The following is a 22822-nucleotide window of genomic DNA, read 5'->3' as shown; positions in this document are numbered from 1 at the left end:
GCTCTGAATCTCCCGCCTGATTAGAATTATTGTTGGTTGTGACTACCCTATTGGGCTGTGCATAGTGCCGCCAATTATCCACAACTTCAATATTGATCTTTCTGTGAAATATGCAGTGACCGGGATCCAGGCCTATATCATTGTTTTATATACGTATAAAATTTATTTTCTAATAAATACAGAGATAAAACTTTGAGTTATTTGGGCCGGGAAAAGCCCGTTTTTAGTGCAATATATCGATTTTATCTCGGTTATTGTGGATAACCAAGGAGAACAAGCTAAATTATCAACATTTTCGCACAACCCCGACTTAGCAGCTGTACTCAGAGATCCTCCACAGATCGTTGACAGCGGGTGAAGAGATCTCTACAATTCAGCGTCCTTTTTCTGGCACATTAGTGTCAGTAGGGTTTATACATTTTATCAACAGCGGCGGACTAGGTTATGAAAAGAACATTTCAACCAAGTAATATTAAGCGTAAGCGTTCTCACGGTTTTCGCGCCCGTATGGCGACAAAGAATGGCCGCAAGGTTCTGAAAAGTCGTCGTGCTAAAGGCCGTGCGCGTTTAGCAGCTTAAAGCATAATCGAAGTGGGTGAAAATCAGTTTTCGCGGGAGTTACGATTACTAACTCCCACCCATTTCGAGTATGTTTTCCAACAAGCCACTCCTGCGGTTTCTCCGCAACTTACTCTACTCGCTCGACATAATCAGCTAAAGCATCCAAGATTAGGCATCACCCTGTCCAAGAAAAGGGTGAAAACAGCTTGCCAGCGTAATCGTATTAAACGCATCCTTCGGGAAAGTTTTCGCCATCGCCAGCATCAACTGCCCTCAATCGATATTGTGGTAGTAGGAAAATCCGGGCTGGATCAACTGACCAATCAGCAAATTTTCGACTTATTGGAGCGGCAATGGAAAAAACTCAGTCACCGCTGCAAGTAGGCGCCATTGCGCTGATTCGAGGCTATCAACGCCTGATTTCTCCGCTGTTAGGGCCGCATTGCCGCTTCACACCCAGTTGTTCCCAGTACGCCATAGAGGCAATAAAAGTGCATGGATTACTGCGCGGGAGTTGGTTAAGTGTCAAACGCATATTAAAATGCCACCCTTTACACCCGGGGGGACAGGATCCCGTCCCATCACGTCAACAACCGAAAAAGTAGTCAGCTATGGAATCCCAACGCAGTTTTCTTCTCATCGGACTGGCTCTGGTCAGCTTCTTGCTATGGCAACAATGGCAGCAAGATTACGGCCCTAAGCCCGTCCAGTCTAACGACACTTCCGCTGCCGCTCCGTCGGCACAAAACGCCGGTAATAACGACGTTCCGGAGGGTCAGCAAAGTGAACCTAATGTTCCGGCAACCGCCAGCACCGGCCAACAAATCCATGTGCTGACCGATGGCCTGGATGTGATCATCGACACTCGCGGGGGAGACATTGTTTCGGCCCGCCTGCCCGATTATCCGGCCGAGCAAGGCTCCGATGAGCCCTTCACTCTGCTAAACAATAAGCCTAATTCACTGTATGTGGCGCAAAGTGGTTTGATCGGCCGCCATGGTCCGGATGCCCGCCAACAGGAAGGTCGCCCCGTCTACAGCAGTGAACAAACCGAATATCAGCTGGAGGGTGACCGCCTGACCGTACCTCTGGTGTGGGAAAATGACCAAATGCGTGTCACCAAAGCCTTTGTGTTTAAGGCCGGTGAGCACTCGGTAGAGGTCCAATACCAGATCCAGAACAAGAGTGATCAAACCCAACAGTTTCAACAGTACGGACAGCTAAAACGCACCATGCAGCAACCGGAAGGCAGCATGTTCATGCCTACCTACCGGGGCGCCGCATTCTCCACCAAGGAAGATCGTTACGAGAAATACGATTTTGACGAAATCACCGACGATAACCTGAAAAAAACCACCGAAGGTGGCTGGGTTGGAATGCTGCAACACTACTTTGTGTCAGCTTGGATTCCGCCTCAGGAGCAGCGCAATCACCTGTACAGTCGTCATCTGTCTGGCGATTTTGCCGCCATAGGTTTCACGGGAAACACCGTTACGGTACCCGCAGGTGAAAGCGCCGTTTTAAATGCCACTCTCTACACCGGCCCCAAGGACCAGGACGACCTAGCCAAGCTCGCCGAAGGCCTGGATCTGACCGTGGACTATGGCTTCTTGTGGTGGCTGTCTCAGCCACTATTTACCCTGCTTAAATGGATCCACAGCCTGGTGGGTAACTGGGGTCTGGCGATTGTCGCCATCACCGTATTGGTCAAGGGCCTGATGTACCCACTGACCAAGGCACAGTACGAATCCATGGCCAAGTTAAGAGCCCTGCAACCGAAGATGGCTCAGCTCAAAGAGCGCTACGGAGACGACCGCCAGAAGATGTCTCAGGCCATGATGGAGATGTACAAGAAAGAGAAGGTCAACCCTATGGGTGGTTGCTTCCCCTTGTTGTTGCAAATGCCCATCTTCCTCGCACTTTACTGGGTATTACTGGAAAGTGTGGAGCTGCGTCATGCCGACTTTATCCTTTGGATCACCGATCTCTCGGTGAAAGACCCCTACTTTGTGCTGCCTATTCTGACCGGTGCCACTATGTACCTTATCCAGAAGCTGCAGCCGATGACCATTCAGGACCCCATGCAGCAGAAGATCATGCAGTTTATGCCTGTTGCCATGAGCGTGTTCTTCCTCTGGTTCCCGGCCGGCTTGGTATTGTACTGGTTCATCAGTAACGTCATCACCCTGATTCAGGCCAAGATGATTTACGCCAGCATGGAAAAACGAGGCATTAAGGCCAAATAAGGTTATTGCCAACTCGTTTTACTAAGGCCCGTTCTGCGGGCCTTTTTATTTTGCTTTTTAATATCAGCGGATACAATTGAGCTACTAATCACTAAGGCGTTTATCTATGCAGGACCAAATCACCATCGTGGCTCAGGCCACCGCGCCCGGTCGGGGCTCTGTGGGTATTGTTCGGGTATCCGGCCCGAAGTCCAGGGATGTGGCTCAGGTCTTGTTAGGCAAGTGCCCAAGCCCCAGAATGGCCGAATACCTCCCCTTCTTTGATGATCAGGGCCATCATATCGACCAGGGTATCGCGTTGTTTTTTAAAGGCCCAAATTCCTTTACCGGCGAAGATATCCTAGAACTGCATGGTCATGGTGGCCAGGTAGTGATGGACTTGCTTATCCGCCAGATCGTTCAGCTTGGCGATATCCGCATGGCGCGACCTGGCGAATTCAGCGAACGAGCATTCTTAAATGACAAGATGGATCTGGCCCAGGCGGAAGCCATTGCTGATCTGATCGACGCCAGTTCAGAGCAGGCAGCACGCTCGGCCATTCGCTCCCTTCAGGGAGAGTTTTCTCAGCATATCCAGTCACTGGTGGATAAGGTTATTCACCTACGTATGTACGTGGAAGCGGCCATCGACTTTCCCGATGAAGAGATCGACTTTCTCAGCGACGGCAAAGTGCTTGGTGACCTGAACGCCATCATCGAGCAATTGGAGCAGGTACGCCGCCAGGCCAAACAAGGCAGCATCCTGCGCGAAGGCATGCAAGTGGTAATCGCCGGACGTCCCAATGCGGGCAAGTCCAGTCTGCTGAATCAGCTAGCCGGTCGGGATGCGGCCATCGTTACCGAGATTGCCGGTACCACCCGGGACGTGCTAAGAGAACACATTCATATCGACGGTATGCCCCTGCATATCATTGACACCGCAGGCTTAAGAGATAACGCCGACACGGTAGAAAAAATCGGTATCGAGAGGGCCTGGCAGGAAATTCGTCAGGCCGATCGGGTTCTTCTGGTACAGGACAGTACTGCCTCAGACATCAGTGACCCAAGACAAGTCTGGCCGGAGTTTTTGCAACAACTACCGAAAGACATGGGCGTAACTCTGATCCGCAACAAGGCCGATCTCAGTGGCGAAGCCATAGGGATTACCACCACCCATGATTATCCGGTCATCCACCTGAGCGCGACCACTGGACAAGGCATACCGCTACTGGCAGAACACCTAAAAGACTGCATGGGCTTTAATGCTACCGGAGAAGGCCAGTTCAGCGCCAGGCGCCGCCATCTGGACGCCATCGACCGCGCTGCCGAACATCTGTATCAGGGTTATGACCAGTTGGTGTCGAGCCAGGCTGGCGAGTTATTAGCGGAGGAACTACGGCTGACTCAACAGCATCTGAATGAGATTACCGGCGAATTCAGCTCCGATGACCTCTTAGGCAAAATTTTCAGCTCGTTCTGTATTGGCAAGTAATCTAGGGCAAGGTATGAATCAGGACTCCAATTCCTGTTTCATTAATTCAACCACCGGCTGAAAGGTCGCCTTATTTGATTCGCTGAGGTTCATCAAAGACCGGTGAGCCTCAAGGATCACCCTAGCCCGGGCTTTCTCGTCGCTGGTTAGGCTGTCCACAGACTGATACTCGACCCCGGTCTCCGCTTGATCCAAGGCGCCTATCAGAATAAACACCTGATCCAGACACATGCTGTTTAAAATCGCCAATACATCTTGATTGGTGCATAACAAACTGGCCTTATGGCCGAGCTTCTTAATGCTCAGGCGGGCAATCATCGCCAGTAGTCCTAAAATAGTGCTATCCATGTAGCGACTTTCGCTTAGGTCCACCAGCACCTCTTGAACGGCTGGCTTTTCGCAGGACACAAACACCTCCTGAATCAGGGAATCCAGCCCCAGACTGTCGGTGTGGCGAAGCTCTCCCACCAGTTTAAATACCACCATCTTTTGCTGGCGGGCAAAGAGAATATGGTTAGAAGTACTCACGCTATTCCCCCTTAAACTCTCCGGTACTGGTAATCATTAACAGCGTCAGATCATCCGGCAAACTTTGTCTTTCTTTGACTCCTAGCGCCTCCGCTAATGCATCGGGCGAATCTGGATGAGTCGCCAGTGCCTTTTGTAATACCTGCTGCTGTTGTTCCAAATTATCACCAGGCAAGACTTCCAGAATGCCATCGGAAAACAGGTACAAATGAAACTCATCGGGCAGTGATTCCGACTGAGTCTCATATTCAGCAAAGTCAAACAAACCGGCGGGCGGAGTTTTCTGGGCCAGTGCCTCCACACAGTCGTCGCTATTTAACTGTGGCCAAGGATATATGCCGGCGTTAGTGTAGCTCAGAGTCAGAGAATCCTGTTCTATCACTCCGTAAAATAGCGCTATATGTTTGCCCATGTCCTCTTGCAGCAAGGCCTTGTTCAATTCCTCCAATACCCGCTGTGGTTGCAGAATACAGGGGTCACCATCGGAACGATAATGAGACAATAAGTCACTGATAAAGCGTTTTAAATACACCGTAACAAAGGCTGAGGACACACCGTGCCCGGACACATCCGCCATATAGAAACCAAGGTAGTTGTCATCAATGGCAAAATAGTCCACAAAGTCACCGCTCATGGTCTCCGAGGGACGCAACGCGTGGCTAAAGCACAAAGACTGAATCTGCTTGGGTGTATCGGGCAACAGCTTAAACTGAATGTGGCGGGCTGCCTCTTCACCTTCTTCGAGAAGGCTCAAAGACCGACTTAATCTGTCGTTGGCCTGCTGCAACTGCGCAGTCCTTTCAGCCACTTTTTGCTCAAGTTGCTGGTTGAGTTGTACGACTTGATCGATATAACCGTAGGTTCTTAAGGCGGCAATCACTGCGGTAACCAGCTTCTGAGATGTCAGTTCGGTTTTTTCTTTATAGTCATTAATATCATAATCAACGATAACGCTTCTTTCCGGTGCCTGACCAGGCTGCCCAGTACGCAAGATAATACGGATGGGAGCATTATTCAGCTCGCGACGAATGTAGTGGACCAAATCCAACCCGGCATTATCCGACTCCATTACCACATCCAACAGCACCAACACGATGTCGCTGCGGGACTCTAAGCAACGTTTGGCTTCGGCGGCACTGTGAGCACTGATCAATTGCAGGGGACGCTGTTCATACTGCAAATCCTGCAGCACGATACGAGTGAGGTCATGCACCTCAGGATCATCATCTACTACTAAAACCGGCCATGGCTGAAGGGATTCTCCGGACTCAGACTCTGTGTCATCGTCGGCAAAAACCAGTGTATCGTCGAGGTCGACTTCCGGCATCACGGCCCCTTATAACTGACTCATATTGTTACTATAGCCTTATCCCTGTGTACTGCGAGCTTTTTAAAATAGCATCAATATCGTGGGTCATCAGGTCACGGATCACCGGGTGTTCAAACTGCCTGCGAATGGAAATCGCGTAAAAGTTTTCTATCGCATTAGGCAACACATCCAGCTCCACTAACTCCCCCCGAGCGATCTCATCTTTGACTACAACCGCCGGCATAATCGCCAATGCCTGGCTATCTCTCGCTACCAGCCGTAACATGGCCATGTCGTCCACTTCAGCCTTAATCTGAGGGCGAATCCCCCATTGTTCACATTGAAGCTCAAACCCGGTGCGAACATCGCTTGATGGGCCGGGAACCAACACCGGATAACGAGCCAGGTCGCGATAGTCTCCGTAATGCTTTTCCAGTTCGGCATGGCCGATTATACTGGCGGCCTGTTGAGCGATGCGCTGACAACGCCAGGGCAGTTTCTGCTCGGCATTAACCGGTACGTTAGACAGCACCATATCCAGTTGATGTTCTGCTAATTCATTGAGTAATCCATCGAGTCCCCCAGAGCGCAAGCTCAATGCAACGTCGGTGCGCCTGAGCAAAGGGCCTATCAATCCATCGACAAAGTTACGGGACAAGGTGGCCACCACCCCAATGCGAAGAGTTTGCCACGGCGCCGCCTGATTATCGCGCATCAACGCACTGAGTTCTTCACCCTTTTCAAAGATTTGTTCCGCGTAGCTAAGGGCGATATGCCCGGATTCGGTCAGGTGCAGCTTTCGCCCCCGTCGTTCAAATAAGGTTTGCTGCAGCGATTCTTCTAATTGCTTGATTTGCATCGACAACGCCGACTGAGACACGTGCAATTCAGAGGCGACCCGAGTCAGGTTGCCGCCCTTGGCCACTCGCCAGAAATAATAAAGATGATGATAATTCAGTCGCGGCATAGTTAATAAAAACAGAACGTTTTATGTATTTATATATATTTTACTTAAATTAGCACTGAGCTCACACTTTGCCAAACTTAAGCAACCGAAAAAGATATTGTGTTAGCGACTCTGGCAAACTTGGTTCTCTGTATCCCGCTGGCCTACCTCCTTTGGGGATGGGCCGTAACGCATTCGGTGATTCCCACACTCGCCCACCGCTGGAGAATAACCCTGATCATCGCCGCTGGCGGCCTACTAATCGGGGCTTGTTCAGTGGGTATAGCCAACTGGGGTGTAAAATCATCAACCTGGGTACTGCTGGATGCGCTCAGCCTGAGTATGCTGTTGCTCATCACCTTTATCGGTTTGATGATCTTAGGCTTCTCGCGGCATTATCTTGACGGCGAACAACGCCAGGATTTTTTTCAACGCTGGTTCTTACTAACACTGACCAGCATCAGTACCCTGGTGATCAGTAATCATCTGGTTGTCAGCTTTGTGGCTTGGGTACTAACCAGCCTGTGTTTGCATAAATTGCTGCTGTTTTATCCTGAGCGCCCTAAAGCACAGTTGGCGGCCCATAAGCGTTTTATCCTCAGTCGCTTTGCCGATATTAGCTTGTTCATCGCCTTTGTATTGATTTATCTGGACACCCAAAGCTTTAAAATTGACGCAATATTAACCACTTATGTTTCCCGTGAAACATTGTCCATCAGCGCCGAGAGCGCCATGGTCCTGATGGTCTTTGCAGCCATCTTAAAATGTGCCCAACTGCCTTTTCATGGTTGGTTGCTGCAGGTGATGGAAGCGCCGACCCCCGTTTCTGCCTTATTGCACGCTGGCATCGTAAATATCGGTGGTTTTCTAATGATGCGCTTTGCTGATGGCTTTGCCATGGCACCTGCGGCTCAGTGGCTGTTGTTGGTGGTGGGCACATTAACCGCATTAACCGCAAGCCTTATCATGATGACACGCATTAGCATCAAGGTCATGCTGGCCTGGTCTACCTGCGCCCAGATGGGATTTATGCTGATGGAAGTGGCGCTCGGACTTTACGAGTTGGCCTTACTACACCTAATCGCCCACTCCTGTTACAAGGCTTATAACTTCCTCAATGCCGGTGAAACAGTCAACACCCAAATAGCCTATGAGTTACGCTCTCCAAGGCGTCAGTATCGCGCCTTGTTGTGGCTGTTGGTTCCCGTCGCCGTAGTTGGTCTCAGTTTGACTCTGGCCTACCTCTGGTTGCCTTTGTCATTCAAGCTGATATTGGTCACCATTATTGTTGCTTTCGCCATTAGCGTGTTTCTGGCTGAAGCCCAGCGGTTTATCTCCCTAACCACCTTACTGCCGGCCCTGTTGATGGGCGCTTTAACCATGGCCGTGTACGCCCTGTGGCACAACCTGTTTGCCGTCACTACCGCTAACCTGTTCCCGTTGCATGAAAACGGCATACTCGAAACTGGCTTTGTGCTGGTGGCTTTCGCGCTGTTTTACGGACTGTTTGCCTCACTGCGGCTTTGGCCGGATGCCTTGCTCAGTCGAAAACTCTATCCCCCGCTGTATGCCGGTTTGTACCTCGATGAATGGTTTACCCGACAAACCCTTAAATGGTGGCCGATTAAGTTTACTGACGGAACGACCTCCACCGTGACTACTGACCCAAAAAAGGAGTGTTGCTAGATGACCACCATAACCTCCGCCAAGGAGACCAGTCCGATATTGATCGCTGCACAGCAAGCCTGTGATCTGATCGCCCCGGTGTGGCCGTTGGACCAATTCATTGCCGTTAATCCGTGGTGGTCGCACAGTGATCAGCCGTTAGAAGACTGTATCGCCACCCTGACGGCAAGGGGTCGAGTGTCTGGCTTAATGCCACCGGATTATTACAGCCAGCTATGGCGACAAGGCCATATAAAGCGCCCCCATCTGCAACACGTGATTAACCAATCGCCGGACGCTGATTTTACTCCAGAAACATTACTTGAAGCGCTGGAGCAACAGCCAAAGACGTACAAAACCCCGCTGATGACCGATACCATCGACCAGCACCGGAACCTGGTTCGGCTAATGCCCTGGCAGGAGGAAGTCACCCATCAGATCAGTCAGTTCTGCGGCGCTTTTTTCGATCGTGGTCAAGCCAGTTGGAAACCGCATCAAAACGAATCCCTATATGCTGCCTGGCGTCACACCCTGATCGGCGATAAAGGCATCGGTCTGTTGATGGCAGAACCGGATATCTATCACACTTTCAGGACCTTACCTGAATCGCCGATAGCGTTATTGGAGACGGCACTCGAAGAGCTGGCCGTTCCCGAAGCCGATTGGCTGGTTTACTGCCATAGTCTGCTGCTAAGTGTTAAAGGCTGGGCCGCCTGGTGTTCTTACCTTGGCTGGCAGGCAGATTTGAAAGGCGACCAAGACGACCACAGCCTGCAACTACTGTGCATCCGTCTGGCCTGGGAGCTCATCTTATTCAGGCATTATGATGACAAGCAGGCAAGACAACGCTTCCTGCAGCACCTGGCTAAGGACCAGTGGCGTCAACAGAGCGCCCGTCAGCAGCAGCAGGCTCTGTGGCTTTGGCAAGAGGCCATGGAATACGCATTTCAGAGCCAGTTAATCGCAAAGCTTAACAATACGCCTGAAAAAAAACCTGCTCCTGCTCCCAAGTTACAGGCAGCCTTCTGTATTGATGTGCGATCAGAGGTCTACCGGCGTCATCTCGAGGCTCAGAATGATGACATTCAGACCATCGGCTTCGCGGGTTTTTTCGGACTGCCGGTCAATTATAAACCCAATGAAACCCCCTATGTCCGCCCTCAACTGCCTGGCTTACTAGCGCCTCAGTACACCGTCGGTCACCGTGAAATGCGCTCCGATGAACACAAGCAGCGACTGTTGCAGAGTTGGCGTCAATTTAAGAAGGGTGCTCCATCGGCGTTTACTTTTGTCGAGAGCGCCGGATTGTTCTATGCCTACAAGCTACTGAAGAAAACGTTGTTCCCCGGTCACGGAGACAATCATCCCATTAACGGCTGTACCCAGGTTTCACCACCTCAGTTATTGCATCGCTGCAATAGCGACCAAACCATTGAGTTGAGTGAAAAAGTCCAACTGGCTGAAAGCATACTGACCGGCCTGGGATTGTTGGAAAACTTTGCGCCCGTGGTGTTGTTGGTCGGTCACGGCAGTCAGAGTCACAATAACCCCCATGCCGCAGCATTGGACTGCGGTGCCTGTTGCGGCCAGACCGGAGAAGTTAACAGCCGGGCTCTGGCTCACTTACTCAATGATAGTCAGGTCCGTGATGAGTTAAGCAACAAAGGCTGGGCGATTCCGGATACAACTTGCTTTGTTCCTGCACTGCATAACACCACCACGGACGAAGTCAGCCTGTTTGATCAACAGCATTATCCACAACTGGATCACAAGTTGATCACCGAGATCCGATCTTGGCTGGATCGGGCTTCAGCAGGCTGTCGCCTTGAACGTATGCACAGTTTTGATCACAAAGTTACCCACAGTGATAAACAAGTCCGGGCGCTGATAAAACGTAGCTATGACTGGTCTCAGGTGCGCCCTGAATGGGGACTGGCGAATAACGCCTGCTTTATTATCGCGCCGCGCTCGCGAACGGCAGCCATCAACCTTGAGGGTCGCAGCTTTTTGCACGATTACAACGCCGCCAAAGATCCGGATTTTTCATTACTGGAACTGATCCTCACGGCCCCCATGCTGGTGACGCATTGGATCAACTTTCAGTACTATGCGTCAGTGGTAGATAACCCCAACTACGGCAGTGGCAATAAGGTGCTGCATAACGTCGTGGGGGGTAACATCGGCGTGTTCGAAGGCAATGGCGGGGATCTGCGCACCGGCCTGTCCCTGCAATCACTGCACGACGGTAACCAGTGGATGCACCAACCGCTTAGACTGAGTGTGTTTGTCCAGGCTCCACAAGACGCCATCGACAGGATCCTGGAAAAACATCCCCATGTGCGCCAACTGGTCGACAACCAATGGCTCTACCTGTTTAGCCTGGGCGAACAAATAGAACAGCGCACCAAGGCTGGCTGGCAAGCCATGCCTTCACCAGAACAGGACAACGCATGAGCCTGAATCAGCGTCTGTCTCACTTACAACAACTGGAAGCCGAAGCCATACATATTATTCGAGAAATGGCGGCCAGTTTTGACAACCCGTGCATGTTTTACTCGATCGGTAAGGATTCAACGGTAATGCTGCACCTGGCACGCAAAGCCTTCTCCCCCGGGCCTGTGCCGTTTCCTCTACTGCATATCGATACCACCTGGGAATTTGCCGAAATGGCAATATTTCGCGATAAACTCGCGACCCGGTATGGATTGGATGTTCGTGTCTATACCAACCAATCCGCTCTGAACCGAGGCGTTCATCCCATAACCTCAGGCTCCGTTATTTACAACGACCAGATGAAAACCCAAGCATTAAAACAAGCCTTGGACCAGCATCAGTTTGATGCTGCTCTTGGCGGGGCCCGTAGAGATGAAGAAAAGTCCCGTGCCAAAGAACGGGTATTTTCGATCCGTAATCAATTTCATCAGTGGGATCCAAAGAAGCAACGTCCTGAACTTTGGAACGTCTACAACAGCCGCATCAATCAGGGCGAGTCGGTGCGTATTTTCCCCCTGTCCAACTGGACCGAGCTGGACATATGGCTGTATATCATGCGCGAAAACATCGACATTGTTCCGCTCTATTTCGCAGCAGAGCGACTCTGCTGGAAAGATGATACCAGCGGTACCTTACTAGCACTGGATGATGAGCGTATGCGCCCTCACCTTAGCCCGTCTGAACACGCCTCCCTAGGCTATCGCTGGATCCGTTTTCGAACGCTCGGCTGTTACCCCCAAACCGGCGCGGTTGAGAGTCAGGCTACCAGTGTTAAAAGCATTGTGCAGGAAATGATAGTCAGCCGAACCAGCGAGCGTGAGGGACGTATGCTTGATAAGGACCAGGCCGCATCAATGGAAAAGAAAAAGCGCGAAGGCTATTTCTGATGCTAAGTTACCAAGGCGTCAATGCCACCTTGCTGACAAAACACGAAAAAGCATCTGCATTGCAGCCTGCGCTCAGGGATTCCCTGGATATCACTCTGGAAGAATACTCACAGTTTGACACCGATCGACTGGGTACCTTCACTGGTAGCGTTAGCAGACTCAGTGATCAGATCGGTACCGCCCAGTATAAAGCCGAACTGGCGACTAAATTAGGTAATCACCCCATCGGCTTAGGCAGTGAAGGCAGTTTCAATAGCGATAGTGGACTGGGCATTCTCAATACCGAAGTACTGGTCTGGTTCGACAGTAACCGATCTCTAACCATTACTGCCATCGCGAATCAATGGTTAATGGCCGAAGCCAATATCCTCTGCCAGTGGAGGCAAATGCGTGAATACGCGGAACGTTGCGATTTTCCTGAACAGGGACTGATTCTGCGCCCTAACCATGGTCAGGCAGAGTCTGTTTACCTGGATGCCAGTGACCTGGCTCAGTTAGAGCAACAGTTTCGACACTGTTTATCGATCAGTCAACAAAGCAAAGTTTGGGTCGAGTTCGATTTTCGCGCCCATCGGTGCCCCAAAAGGCAAAGCACCTTGTCGCTGGCCGCAGAAGACCTGTGCCGGCGGCTGAGTCAGTCCTGTCCGACGTGTTATTTGCCGGGGTTTGGGCTCTATAAGGCCGAGCCGGGCAGAGCCTGTTCCAATTGTGGCAGCCCGACTACCCAAGTGGGCGTTCGTATCTATCAATGTCCTCACTGCGATTACCAACAACAGCAATCCATCGAGCAATATGCCGACCCTTTTTACTGTGGATACTGCAACCCATAAAGCCAAAGGTGAATTATGAACCCCACTATGATTTTGGAAAACATTCATCTGTCGCAAGCCTCGCAACTAAAAGACAAGGTTGCAGAACTAACTGATCTCCGGACGTTAAAAGTACTGTCCCTGACTCCGCGACGATTCGCAGTGAACGAGCATATCTACTGGCATGTGATGCCCCTTACCCCTGTAGCCTATATTGATGAGTTAGCCTCTGTGCTTGAAAATCGCTCACCTCATCAGCATTTATTAATAGAGCTACCGCCCCCAACCAAGCAGTGGCAACCGGCCCACAATCTGTTACAACATTTCACCGAGGTCACTGACGCCTGACGGGTTTGGCGGTATACTGGTCAGTAATACAACGACGTTATCGCACTATGACAACACGATTTGAAATTATCGTCGGCTCCATGTTGGGAGCCACCGAGTATGTAGCCGACGCCATCGAAGAAAAACTGGCGGCTATCGGCTATCAGTCCGCTATCCATCTGACACCCAATTTGAATGACTTAGAACACGACGCCATTTGGCTGGTATGCACGTCGACCCACGGTGCCGGCGACCTGCCCGACAATATTCAGGCCTTCGCCGAACAGCTCCCTGACGCCGAACTGGATCAGCAGCCTTATCTGGTAATCGGTTTAGGCGACAGCAGCTACGACACCTTCTGCGAAGGCGGTAAGCAAATGCACCAGTTGCTGCACCAGGCGGGGGGTCAGCCATTGGCGGATCCTCACTATGTCGATGTTCTGGCTCATCCGATCCCGGAAGAAGAAGCTTTATCCTGGTTTGAGCACAGTCTGCAGCAACCGAAAGTCAGGGCCAGGCTGTCAGGCCCCGGAGTACTCGTTTGAACGGCAATGAGCTGACGGCCCTGCAAAGTGCATTAAGCAATGAAGCCCGAGTGTTATATATGTTGTGTTTAAGGCCCGGCGCCAATACCCACTCCGGGAAAACCAAGGCTATCAACTATCGCGCCTGTATGGATCGCCTCAATGCCCACACTCAGGTGTTTGAACGGGGACGCCAGATCAATCAGTTACTCAGAGAATTGGCCGATGCGGGTCTTGTGGCCACGGATAAGGATCTGCATCACAGCATCAATGGCGAATCGGTAATATTGCCGCTTCTGGCCACCGCCAATGACGACTATGCTCATTTGCACCAACAATGGGTCAAAATGCACACTCGCTGGCAGCCGGACCCCGCACTATTTAACGAACTGGCCACCATGGTAGGTCTGGCCGATAAACAATTTCAGCAAGATCAATTGGGCGAATTTGTGGCCTATTGGATGGGACGGCCAGAAACCGTGCTAACGCCGTTTCAATGGACCCAAAAATTCGTGCTGCAATTAAAACGCCATCAACGACCCGCTGACAAAAAGACTGCAGAGAGTCCAGCCTCACTGACCAACAACACCCCAGGCGTCGCCGTCGATGACAATGCCAGAAAACTGGTGGAGAAATACCATGGACAAACTCGAAGACAAGATTAATGAACTGGCCCGTAAGTTAGGTAAAAGACCACTTCAGGGCCCTCACAGCGATTACCAGGAGTTGCGCCGCTTGTATGAAGCCCAGGCCAACCGGGAAGTGGCTCAGCAGCAAAAAGACGCACGCAAGCAGCGTATTGAAGCGATCCACGGTAAATCGGATCTCAACCCCAAGTGGACCTTCGATAATCTGATACAGGACAGCCAGGACGTGCAAGAAGCGGTCAGCATTGCCCAATCCTTCATAGTGGCCCACGATGATCCCAGCTGGCGACAAAGCGGTGCCCATATGATGATTTTCTACGGCGATTATGGCCGGGGTAAATCTCATATTGCCGGTGCGATCGCCCACGAGCTTATCGAGCAGTACGAAATCTCTGTGCTCTACCGCCAACTCTCCAGCCTCCTGGAAATGCGCTTTTTCTCCTACGATTTTAGCGCCAAAGATGATGTGGGCCAGAAGTTTCGGGAGATCAATCAGGAACTCCTGAATGTGGACCTGCTGATCCTCGACGAGGTTTGCGTCAACGAAACCGCTTTGAAAAAGAACGCCCAGAGCTGGCTTGGCACCCTGCTTAGGCAGCGTCAAAGCCATAACAAAAACTGCATCCTAATCACCAATCACAGTTTGAGTCAGTTAGAGCAAGCATTAGGCAGCTATTGCTTCGAGTCCATAAAGGAATACGACACCTATAAGGTTCATTTCTCCGGACCCAGTCGTCGCAAATCCGTGGCCGACGATGTAGCGGTCAGCCCTTCTGCTCACCCTTCGGGCTATACACCTAATCAGGTGCGTTGATCCGATCACAATCCTGCGGCCAATTGGATCCCGTTGTGGGATCCGGGCCCAATCCGCCGCTGCTATAGGATCCTCTTAAAAGTGACGGGATCCTTATCCCGATCTCATACTGATGTTATACACAATAAAACAACAATTTATGATCCTGTGTGGATAAGATCCTAGATAACCCTGTGATCATACCTTGGTTTTCCAAAGAACAACTTTGTTCATCGATCCCAATGTGGATAAAGTGCCTACTTAATCATAGGTTTTACCCTTTAGATCAATGCTTGTTCACAGGATCCGATCCTCATTATCCTATTGTTTTTTATTATTATTTTTCACTTATCCAGAGGATCTGGCTTCCTTAAAAGTAATAAAAATAAACATATAAGATCAGATCAGATCTAATATTGGGCTTCGAGGATCGCTGTGATCCCTGAGTATTTTGAGCGAATTTTAACCATTCCCCTCAGCCGTGAAAATCTATAGAATATGCGCCCCCGATCAGAGCCAGAGGTAATAATGTTCTACACAGAAGAATTTGACGTCATTGTCGTTGGAGGCGGTCATGCAGGTACAGAAGCTGCTTTGGCTTCAGCACGCATGGGCGTTAAGACATTATTGCTGACCCACAACATAGACACCCTGGGACAAATGTCCTGCAATCCGGCCATCGGGGGTATTGGTAAGGGTCACCTAGTCAAAGAGATTGATGCCCTTGGTGGTGCCATGGCACAAGCCGCAGATCGCGGTGGGATCCAATTTCGTACTCTGAACTCCAGCAAGGGTCCCGCAGTGCGTGCTACCCGGGCTCAGGCCGATCGAAGCCTTTACCGTATGGCCATTCGGAAGGTATTAGAAAACCAGCCCAATCTGACCCTTTTCCAGCAATCCTGCGACGATCTGATCGTTGAACAGGAGCGGGTTACCGGGGTTGTGACTCAGATGGGGTTAAAGTTCCGTGCTAAGACGGTTGTTATGACCGTCGGTACCTTCCTGGGCGGTGTAATCCATATCGGCATGGAAAACTTCCAGGGGGGTCGTGCCGGCGATCCTCCAGCCAACAAATTATCTGAGCGATTACGCGCTCTTCCGTTTCGAGTTGATCGTCTGAAGACCGGGACACCAGCGCGTCTGGATGCTCGTACGCTTAACTTTGATGTGATGCAGGCCCAGCCCGGTGATGATCCGGCGCCGGTCTTTTCCTATTTAGGATCCCGGGATGATCACCCCCGTCAGATCCCTTGTTACATCACTCATACCAATGAAAAAACCCATGAGGTCATTCGCGACAATCTGCACAAGTCGCCCATGTATGCGGGTGTCATCGATGGCGTCGGCCCCCGTTACTGTCCGTCCATCGAAGATAAGATCGTGCGCTTTGCCGATAAAACATCGCACCAGATCTTCGTCGAACCAGAAGGACTCAGCAGCTGTGAAGTATATCCCAACGGTATTTCCACCAGTTTACCGTTCGAGGTGCAGTGGCAGTTGATTCGCTCCATCAAAGGCTTTGAAAACGCTCATATTATTCGCCCTGGCTACGCCATCGAGTATGACTTTTTTGATCCCCGGGATCTGAAGCAGTCTTTGGAAACCAAATTTATTCAGGGTCTGTTCTTTGCCGGACAGATCAACGGCACTACCGGTTATGAAGAAGCTGGTGCCCAAGGACTGATCGCAGGCCTAAACGCGGCCTTGCAGGTTCAGGACAAAGACGCCTGGACACCAAGGCGGGACGAGGCCTATACCGGCGTATTGATCGACGATCTCAGTACTATGGGGACTCAGGAACCCTATCGCATGTTTACCAGTCGTGCCGAATATCGTCTGCTGCTTCGCGAAGACAATGCCGACATTCGACTGACCGAAAAAGGTCGGGAACTGGGGTTGGTGGATGATGAACGCTGGCAGAAATTCAATGAAAAACTGGAAGCCATCGAGCAGGAAAAGCGGCGTATGGCCTCCCATTGGATCCATCGGGATCATGCCGCTGTTCCAGCGCTTAATGAGTTGCTTAAAAACCCGGTGGTGCGTGAGCATTCCTATGAAGAGCTGATCCGTCGGCCAGAAATGACTTACGACAAGCTGATGACCGTTGAAGGCATTGGCCCGGGCCTGAGTGACCCTCAGGCCGCCGAACAGGTGGAGATACAAATTAAATACGCCGGTTACATCCAGCGTCAGAAAGACGAGATTGAGCGCGCCCAGCGCAATGAAAATACCTTACTGCCGGCGGACTTTGATTATAGCCAGATTTCAGGATTATCCAACGAAGTCATTGGTAAACTGAACGATGCGCGTCCGGAAACCATTGGTAAGGCCTCTCGCATATCCGGTATTACCCCGGCGGCCATCTCCTTGCTGTTGGTGCATTTGAAAAAGCAGGGCCTGCTGCGTAAAGAAGCGAGAAAAAGCGCCTGATGATAAATGTAGATAGCCAGCTACTGGATCGTCTGGATCCCTTGATCGCGCAAACGGATTTGGCGGTCAGCGCAGCCCAGCGCGAGCAACTGACTCGCCTAGTGCAGTTAATGGATAAGTGGAACAAGGCCTACAACCTTACCTCGGTGCGTAACCCCGAGGATATGCTGGTGCGCCATATCATGGATTCGATCGTGGTTGCCCCTCATGTGAAAGGGCGGCGTGTGATCGATGTGGGGACTGGTCCGGGATTGCCCGGTTTACCGCTGGCTATTATGTTGCCTGAGGTAGAATTTGTATTGCTCGACAGTCTTGGAAAACGCATTCGATTTATTCGTCAGACTGCCTACGAACTCGGCCTGAAAAATATCACCCCGGTACAAAGTCGCGTAGAGCAGTACCAGCCTGAGTTGCCATTGGATGCAGTACTTAGCCGTGCCTTTGCCTCGCTAAAAGATATGTTGCACTGGTGTCAGCATCTGGTAGATTCAAAAGGCGTTTTTCTGGCGCTGAAGGGGCTGTATCCCGAAGAGGAAGTGGCTCAGTTGCCAACCGGTTTCACCGTCCATAAGGCGCAGGCCTTATCGGTGCCCGGCCTGGATGCCCAACGGCATCTGCTTGAGATTCATAAAACATAAACTGGGTGCAATTGTGGGAAAAGTCATTGCCATCGCGAATCAAAAAGGCGGCGTGGGGAAAACCACCACGGCCGTGAATGTGGCTGCATCGATGGCGGCCACCCGTCGCAAGGTCCTGCTGATCGATCTTGACCCTCAGGGCAACGCGACCATGGGCAGTGGCATCGATAAATTTGATGTGGATGCCACCAGTTATGAGTTGCTGATCGAAGAACAGCCTGCCGATAAGGTTATCGTCACCGAGACGACCGGCAAATATCATCTGATTCCGGCCAATGGCGATGTGACCGCCGCCGAGATCAAGCTAATGGAGCTGTTTGCCCGCGAAACCCGCTTGCGCAATGCCTTAGCGCCGATCCGCGATTACTACGATTATATCTTTATCGATTGCCCGCCTTCACTGAACCAGCTAACGGTAAACGCCCTAGGCGCGGCGGATTCGGTGCTGGTCCCCATGCAATGCGAATACTATGCTCTGGAAGGCTTGACGGCCTTGATGGATACCATTCGAAAGTTAGCTTCGGTGGTGAACCCGGAGCTTAAGATCGAAGGTGTGCTGCGCACCATGTACGATCCCAGAAACCGGTTGGCCAACGATGTGTCTGAACAGCTGAAACGGCATTTCGGAGAGCAGGTATACCGCACCGTGATCCCGCGCAATGTGCGTCTTGCCGAGGCCCCCAGCTTCGGTGCGCCAGCCATGTATTACGAAAAATCCTCAACTGGATCCAAGGCCTACCTGGCTCTGGCCGGTGAAATCCTGCGCCGTCGGGATAAAGAGCAGCAAAGCGTTGCTCAGGCTGCCAGTTAATTAGTATTAGACGGGTAAGAATAACAATAATGACTTGCGGCGCCGGGCAGTCTAGAATTCGCGCCGCTTTTAAAGAACACTGAGGATTCTCATGTCGAGTAAAAAACGTGGACTAGGCCGAGGACTCGATGCCCTGCTGGCGACCAGCCAGAGTCAGGCCGCGTCTCAGGATGCTGACGCCAGTGGCGACAATAAGGGCGAGCTGCGTAAACTTCCCATCGAATTTTTATGTCCAGGCAAATACCAGCCCCGTAAGGATATGTCTCCGGAAGCGCTGGAAGATCTGGCCTCTTCTATTCGTTCACAGGGCGTGATTCAGCCCATTGTGGTGCGACCTTTGGATGAGCAGGACCGTTTCGAGATCATTGCCGGTGAGCGCCGCTGGCGTGCTGCGCAGCTAGCCGAACTGGATGTGGTACCCTGCCTTATCAAAGAGGTGCCTGACGAAGCGGCGGTGGCCATCGCGCTTATCGAAAACATTCAGCGTGAAGATTTAAACGCCATGGAAGAAGCTATGGCTTTGCAGCGCTTAATCAACGAATTCGAATTGACCCACCAACAGGTGGCGGACTCTGTGGGTAAGTCCCGCACCAGTGTTACTAATATTTTACGCCTGAATCACCTTAATGAAGACGTGAAGAAATTACTCGAATACGGTGATATCGAAATGGGCCATGCCCGCGCGTTATTAGCGCTGGAAGGCGATGCTCAGACCGATGCGGCACGTACGGTAGCCGGTAAAGGGATGACCGTTCGCGACGCCGAAAAATTAGTGCGTAAGATGCTGGATCCCGAGCCTGCCAAGGCGGAAAAGCCGGTCGATCCCGATATCCAAAGGCTGGAGAACGAATTAACCGATAATATTGGTGCGGCGGTGTCCATCAAGCATAACCCGAAAGGCAGAGGCAAGATGACCATCAATTACACCAGTCTGGATGAACTGGACGGCATCATAAGTCGTTTACAAAAACACTGAATGGCAATGCGCCAAAAGCCCATAAATATGCCGCTTTCAGGCCGATAGGCCCGGTTCTGTTGAGGTTGCAAAACCAGGGTAAACCAGTATACTTCGGCAAGTTTTTTTAACCGCCAATAGTGTTTGACGTCGGGGAAAGCGATCATGGCAACGGCCTTAGGGCAGAAAAGTAAACGATCCGCTTACCTGTTGCTGTTGTGTCAAACACTGGTTGCTGTTTTAATCGCCTTTGTTGTTTGGTTAGGTTCTGAACAAAGCGCGGCGATTTCCGTCTTAAAAGGCGGTCTGGTGGTACTGATAACGAATTTTCTGTTTGTCCGGCTGGCGTTTCGGTTTACCGGCGCTCGCAATGCCGAAAAAATTTATTCGGCCTTTATGCTCGGGCAAGTGTTAAAAATTATGCTGACGGCGGGCCTGTGTGCCTTTGTACTGCAACAGCCTCAAACTCAGGCTGGGTGGTTTTTCCTAGGGTTTGTATTAACCCTCCTGGCTCAGTGGTCGGCACCGGTTTTCTTTAAACTTAAAACTTAACTTGGAATAAAACATGGCTGCAGGTGAAGAGTTAACACTATCTAGCCATATTCAGCACCACCTTACTAATGCTAAGGCGTGTGCGGCACCGGACGGTGGCGTTGCGTTTAATAAGGCATGTAGTGAGGCCGGGTTCTGGACATGGCACGTCGATTCCCTCGCGTGGTCCATCGGTTTAGGCATTCTGTTTTTAATGCTGTTCCGTTCGGCTGCGAAGAAAACCAACACTACTGGTGTACCCGGTAAATTCCAGTGCTTTGTGGAAATGATCGTCGAGTTCGTTGGTGACAACGTCAAAGACACCTTCCACGGCCGCAGTAAACTGATTGCGCCACTGGCTCTGACTATTTTCGTCTGGGTGTTCCTGATGAACCTGATGGATTTGGTACCAGTGGATGTACTGCCCTGGATCGCACAGCAAACCGGCGCGGCGGCATTTGGTATGGATCCACATGATGTGTACATGAAGATTGTACCTACCACGGATCTGAACGTACCTGTAGCGCTGGCATTAGGGGTATTTGCCCTGATGATCATCTACTCCATCCGCATCAAGGGCGTGATGGGCTTTATCAAGGAATTAACCCTGCACCCGTTCTCGACCAAGAACGTACCCATGCAGATTGTATTGATTCCGTTCAACCTGATTCTGGAGACCATTGCACTGGTAGCGAAACCGTTCTCATTGGCCTTGCGTCTGTTCGGTAACCTCTATGCCGGTGAAATGATCTTTATCCTTATTGGCGCCGTGGGGCTGGCTCAATTGCCACTGCACTTCGCCTGGGCGGTATTCCACATTCTGGTAATCGTATTGCAGGCATTCGTATTTATGATGCTGACCATCGTTTACCTGAGTATGGCAAGTTCTGATAATCACTAAGTTTCATTAACCTTTAAACTTTAACTTTCAATCTACTGGAGAAAACAATGGAAATCGCAGTTGCTATTAAACTTATCGCTGTTGCACTGTTAATCGGTTTTGGTGCCATCGGTACGGCACTGGGCTTTGGTAACATGGGTGGTAAGTTCCTGGAAGCTTGCGCTCGTCAACCTGAGCTGGCGCCATCTCTGCAAGTTAAGATGTTCATCCTTGCTGGCCTGATCGACGCCGTAGCTATGATCGGTGTAGGTATCGCCATGTACATGTTGTTCGCTCTTTAATCCAGAGGCTTTGATTCGAACAACTGTTAATTAAGGAGGAGCGGCCGTGAATATTAACGCCACTCTTATCGGAGAACTCATCGCATTTGCTGTGTTCGTGCTGTTCTGCATGAAATATGTATGGCCGCCGATCATGTCAGCAATCGAAGAGCGTCAAAAGAAAATCGCCGATGGTCTTGCGGCCTCTGAGCGCGCTGAAAAAGACTTACACCTGGCACAGGAAAAAATCTCTGAGCAGCTTAAAGAAGCCAAGCAACAGGCGTCTGAGATTATCGAGCAGGCGAAAAAGCGTGCGGCGAAAATCGTCGAAGACGAGACCGAACGTGCCCGTGAAGAGCGTGACAAGATTGTTGCGTCTGGCCACGCCGAAGTCGAAGCCGAGCGTAATCGCATGAAAGAAGAACTGCGCCAGCAGGTATCAGTTCTGGCGGTTGCCGGTGCTGAGAAAATCTTGGCGCGTGAAATCGATGCGAAAGCGCAAAGCGACATCATCGAAAAACTGGTCGCTGAGCTATAAGGGGATTATGAGCTTATGTCTGAACTGACAAACCTTGCTCGTCCCTATGCCAAAGCTGCTTTCGACTTTGCCGTCGAGCACAAGGCCATGGATAAATGGCAGCAAATGATCGCATTTGCTGCTGCCGTGGCCGATAACGAGCAGGTCAATGACCTGCTAAGCAGCGCCACTGCCTCAGACAAACTGGCTGAGGTTTTTGTGCATTTGTGCGCTGACGAACTCGACGAACATGGTCAGAACCTGATTAAGGTGATGGCCGAGAACAGACGCTTAAAGGCGCTGCCCGCAGTGCTGGATAAATTTAATGAGCTTAAGTCGGAATACGACAAAGAAGTGGATGTGGATATCACCTCAGCTTCTGAATTAAGCCAGGAACAGCAATCCAGCCTGGTCGCGTCTCTTGAAAAACGTCTTGCACGTAAAGTTAAGCTGAATTGTAACGTGGATCCTGATTTGGTTGCCGGCGTGGTCATAAAAGCCGGTGATACTGTCATCGATGGTTCCGTAAGAAGTCATTTGAACCGTCTGTCCGACGCGTTGCAAGCATAACGG

The 22822-nt window shown here is 51.0% G+C and carries 25 protein-coding genes; 22 read left to right on the top strand and 3 right to left on the bottom strand.

From position 1 onward, the window contains the following. Positions 1-444 precede the first annotated feature (444 nt). The 5 genes from rpmH (at position 445) to mnmE (ending at position 4278) form a co-directional block, all read left to right on the top strand. A complete protein-coding gene (gene rpmH / locus HMF8227_RS14975) occupies positions 445-579 on the top strand; it encodes a 50S ribosomal protein L34 (RefSeq protein ID WP_109340958.1) in 135 nt (44 codons plus the stop codon). Positions 580-591: 12 nt separating this feature from the next. Continuing rightward, positions 592-945: a ribonuclease P protein component gene (gene rnpA, locus HMF8227_RS14970; RefSeq protein WP_109340957.1), complete on the top strand. Its 354-nt coding sequence runs from the start codon at positions 592-594 to the stop codon at positions 943-945. Next, on the top strand, positions 915-1166 hold the full coding sequence (gene yidD, locus HMF8227_RS14965) for a membrane protein insertion efficiency factor YidD (RefSeq protein ID WP_109340956.1): 252 nt from the start codon (positions 915-917) through the stop codon (positions 1164-1166). The genes rnpA and yidD overlap by 31 nt, the downstream gene beginning before the upstream one ends. 6 nt (positions 1167-1172) lie before the next feature. Then, a complete protein-coding gene (gene yidC / locus HMF8227_RS14960) occupies positions 1173-2807 on the top strand; it encodes a membrane protein insertase YidC (protein WP_109340955.1) in 1635 nt (544 codons plus the stop codon). 106 nt (positions 2808-2913) lie between these two features. Further along, on the top strand, positions 2914-4278 hold the full coding sequence (gene mnmE, locus HMF8227_RS14955) for a tRNA uridine-5-carboxymethylaminomethyl(34) synthesis GTPase MnmE (protein ID WP_109340954.1): 1365 nt from the start codon (positions 2914-2916) through the stop codon (positions 4276-4278). Positions 4279-4296: 18 nt separating this feature from the next. Here the strand turns inward: mnmE and HMF8227_RS14950 are convergent, their stop codons facing one another. The 3 genes from HMF8227_RS14950 to HMF8227_RS14940 are packed head-to-tail and all read right to left on the bottom strand — an operon-like array spanning position 4297 to position 7082. Then, the gene (locus HMF8227_RS14950) at positions 4297-4806 is read right to left on the bottom strand and encodes an STAS domain-containing protein (protein WP_109340953.1); all 510 of its coding nucleotides are present in this window, start codon (positions 4804-4806) and stop codon (positions 4297-4299) included. A 1-nt stretch (position 4807) separates the two neighbouring features. Continuing rightward, complete coding sequence (locus tag HMF8227_RS14945; RefSeq protein ID WP_109340952.1) at positions 4808-6133, bottom strand: PP2C family protein-serine/threonine phosphatase; 1326 nt, start codon at positions 6131-6133, stop codon at positions 4808-4810. A 31-nt stretch (positions 6134-6164) separates the two neighbouring features. After that, a complete protein-coding gene (locus tag HMF8227_RS14940) occupies positions 6165-7082 on the bottom strand; it encodes a LysR family transcriptional regulator (RefSeq protein WP_109340951.1) in 918 nt (305 codons plus the stop codon). 99 nt (positions 7083-7181) lie between these two features. On the opposite strand from HMF8227_RS14940, the gene HMF8227_RS14935 reads away from it, so the two are divergent. From HMF8227_RS14935 to atpH, 17 genes are all read left to right on the top strand, one after another. Then, positions 7182-8747 carry an NADH-quinone oxidoreductase subunit L gene (locus HMF8227_RS14935; RefSeq protein ID WP_162558625.1) on the top strand — a complete coding sequence of 522 codons (1566 nt, stop codon included), beginning with the start codon at positions 7182-7184 and terminating at the stop codon, positions 8745-8747. Continuing rightward, positions 8748-11180: a YbcC family protein gene (locus tag HMF8227_RS14930; RefSeq protein ID WP_109340949.1), complete on the top strand. Its 2433-nt coding sequence runs from the start codon at positions 8748-8750 to the stop codon at positions 11178-11180. Then, positions 11177-12106, top strand: coding sequence for a sulfate adenylyltransferase subunit CysD (gene cysD / locus HMF8227_RS14925; protein WP_109340948.1), 930 nt, complete (start codon positions 11177-11179; stop codon positions 12104-12106). The genes HMF8227_RS14930 and cysD overlap by 4 nt, the downstream gene beginning before the upstream one ends. Beyond that, complete coding sequence (locus HMF8227_RS14920) at positions 12106-12936, top strand: DUF6671 family protein (RefSeq protein WP_109340947.1); 831 nt, start codon at positions 12106-12108, stop codon at positions 12934-12936. The genes cysD and HMF8227_RS14920 overlap by 1 nt, the downstream gene beginning before the upstream one ends. Before the next feature lie 15 nt (positions 12937-12951). Next, a complete protein-coding gene (locus HMF8227_RS14915) occupies positions 12952-13263 on the top strand; it encodes a hypothetical protein (RefSeq protein WP_109340946.1) in 312 nt (103 codons plus the stop codon). Between the two features lie 47 nt (positions 13264-13310). Next, positions 13311-13787, top strand: coding sequence for a flavodoxin domain-containing protein (locus HMF8227_RS14910; RefSeq protein WP_109340945.1), 477 nt, complete (start codon positions 13311-13313; stop codon positions 13785-13787). Continuing rightward, positions 13784-14431, top strand: a complete 648-nt coding sequence (locus HMF8227_RS14905) for a DnaT-like ssDNA-binding domain-containing protein (protein ID WP_109340944.1) — start codon at positions 13784-13786, stop codon at positions 14429-14431. The genes HMF8227_RS14910 and HMF8227_RS14905 overlap by 4 nt, the downstream gene beginning before the upstream one ends. Further along, positions 14406-15227 carry an ATP-binding protein gene (locus tag HMF8227_RS14900; RefSeq protein WP_109340943.1) on the top strand — a complete coding sequence of 274 codons (822 nt, stop codon included), beginning with the start codon at positions 14406-14408 and terminating at the stop codon, positions 15225-15227. The genes HMF8227_RS14905 and HMF8227_RS14900 overlap by 26 nt, the downstream gene beginning before the upstream one ends. 507 nt (positions 15228-15734) lie before the next feature. Further along, on the top strand, positions 15735-17636 hold the full coding sequence (mnmG, locus tag HMF8227_RS14895) for a tRNA uridine-5-carboxymethylaminomethyl(34) synthesis enzyme MnmG (RefSeq protein ID WP_109340942.1): 1902 nt from the start codon (positions 15735-15737) through the stop codon (positions 17634-17636). Then, complete coding sequence (gene rsmG, locus HMF8227_RS14890; RefSeq protein WP_109340941.1) at positions 17636-18274, top strand: 16S rRNA (guanine(527)-N(7))-methyltransferase RsmG; 639 nt, start codon at positions 17636-17638, stop codon at positions 18272-18274. Before mnmG ends, rsmG begins: the two co-directional genes overlap by 1 nt. A gap of 13 nt (positions 18275-18287) precedes the next feature. Further along, complete coding sequence (locus HMF8227_RS14885; RefSeq protein ID WP_109341130.1) at positions 18288-19085, top strand: ParA family protein; 798 nt, start codon at positions 18288-18290, stop codon at positions 19083-19085. 91 nt (positions 19086-19176) lie between these two features. Further along, on the top strand, positions 19177-20061 hold the full coding sequence (locus tag HMF8227_RS14880) for a ParB/RepB/Spo0J family partition protein (protein ID WP_109340940.1): 885 nt from the start codon (positions 19177-19179) through the stop codon (positions 20059-20061). A gap of 144 nt (positions 20062-20205) precedes the next feature. Further along, complete coding sequence (locus tag HMF8227_RS14875; RefSeq protein ID WP_109340939.1) at positions 20206-20592, top strand: ATP synthase subunit I; 387 nt, start codon at positions 20206-20208, stop codon at positions 20590-20592. 13 nt (positions 20593-20605) lie between these two features. After that, positions 20606-21472, top strand: coding sequence for a F0F1 ATP synthase subunit A (gene atpB, locus HMF8227_RS14870; RefSeq protein WP_109340938.1), 867 nt, complete (start codon positions 20606-20608; stop codon positions 21470-21472). 47 nt (positions 21473-21519) lie between these two features. Beyond that, the gene (gene atpE, locus HMF8227_RS14865; protein ID WP_010376881.1) at positions 21520-21753 is read left to right on the top strand and encodes a F0F1 ATP synthase subunit C; all 234 of its coding nucleotides are present in this window, start codon (positions 21520-21522) and stop codon (positions 21751-21753) included. A gap of 46 nt (positions 21754-21799) precedes the next feature. Continuing rightward, on the top strand, positions 21800-22270 hold the full coding sequence (atpF, locus tag HMF8227_RS14860; protein WP_109340937.1) for a F0F1 ATP synthase subunit B: 471 nt from the start codon (positions 21800-21802) through the stop codon (positions 22268-22270). Between the two features lie 15 nt (positions 22271-22285). Then, complete coding sequence (gene atpH / locus HMF8227_RS14855) at positions 22286-22819, top strand: F0F1 ATP synthase subunit delta (RefSeq protein ID WP_109340936.1); 534 nt, start codon at positions 22286-22288, stop codon at positions 22817-22819. Positions 22820-22822 lie beyond the last annotated feature (3 nt).

This window comes from Saliniradius amylolyticus (assembly GCF_003143555.1).
Taxonomy (GTDB): Bacteria; Pseudomonadota; Gammaproteobacteria; order Enterobacterales; family Alteromonadaceae; genus Saliniradius; species Saliniradius amylolyticus.
The sequence above is the reverse complement of the archived record's forward strand: the minus strand, read 5'-3'. Positions and strand labels throughout refer to the sequence as shown.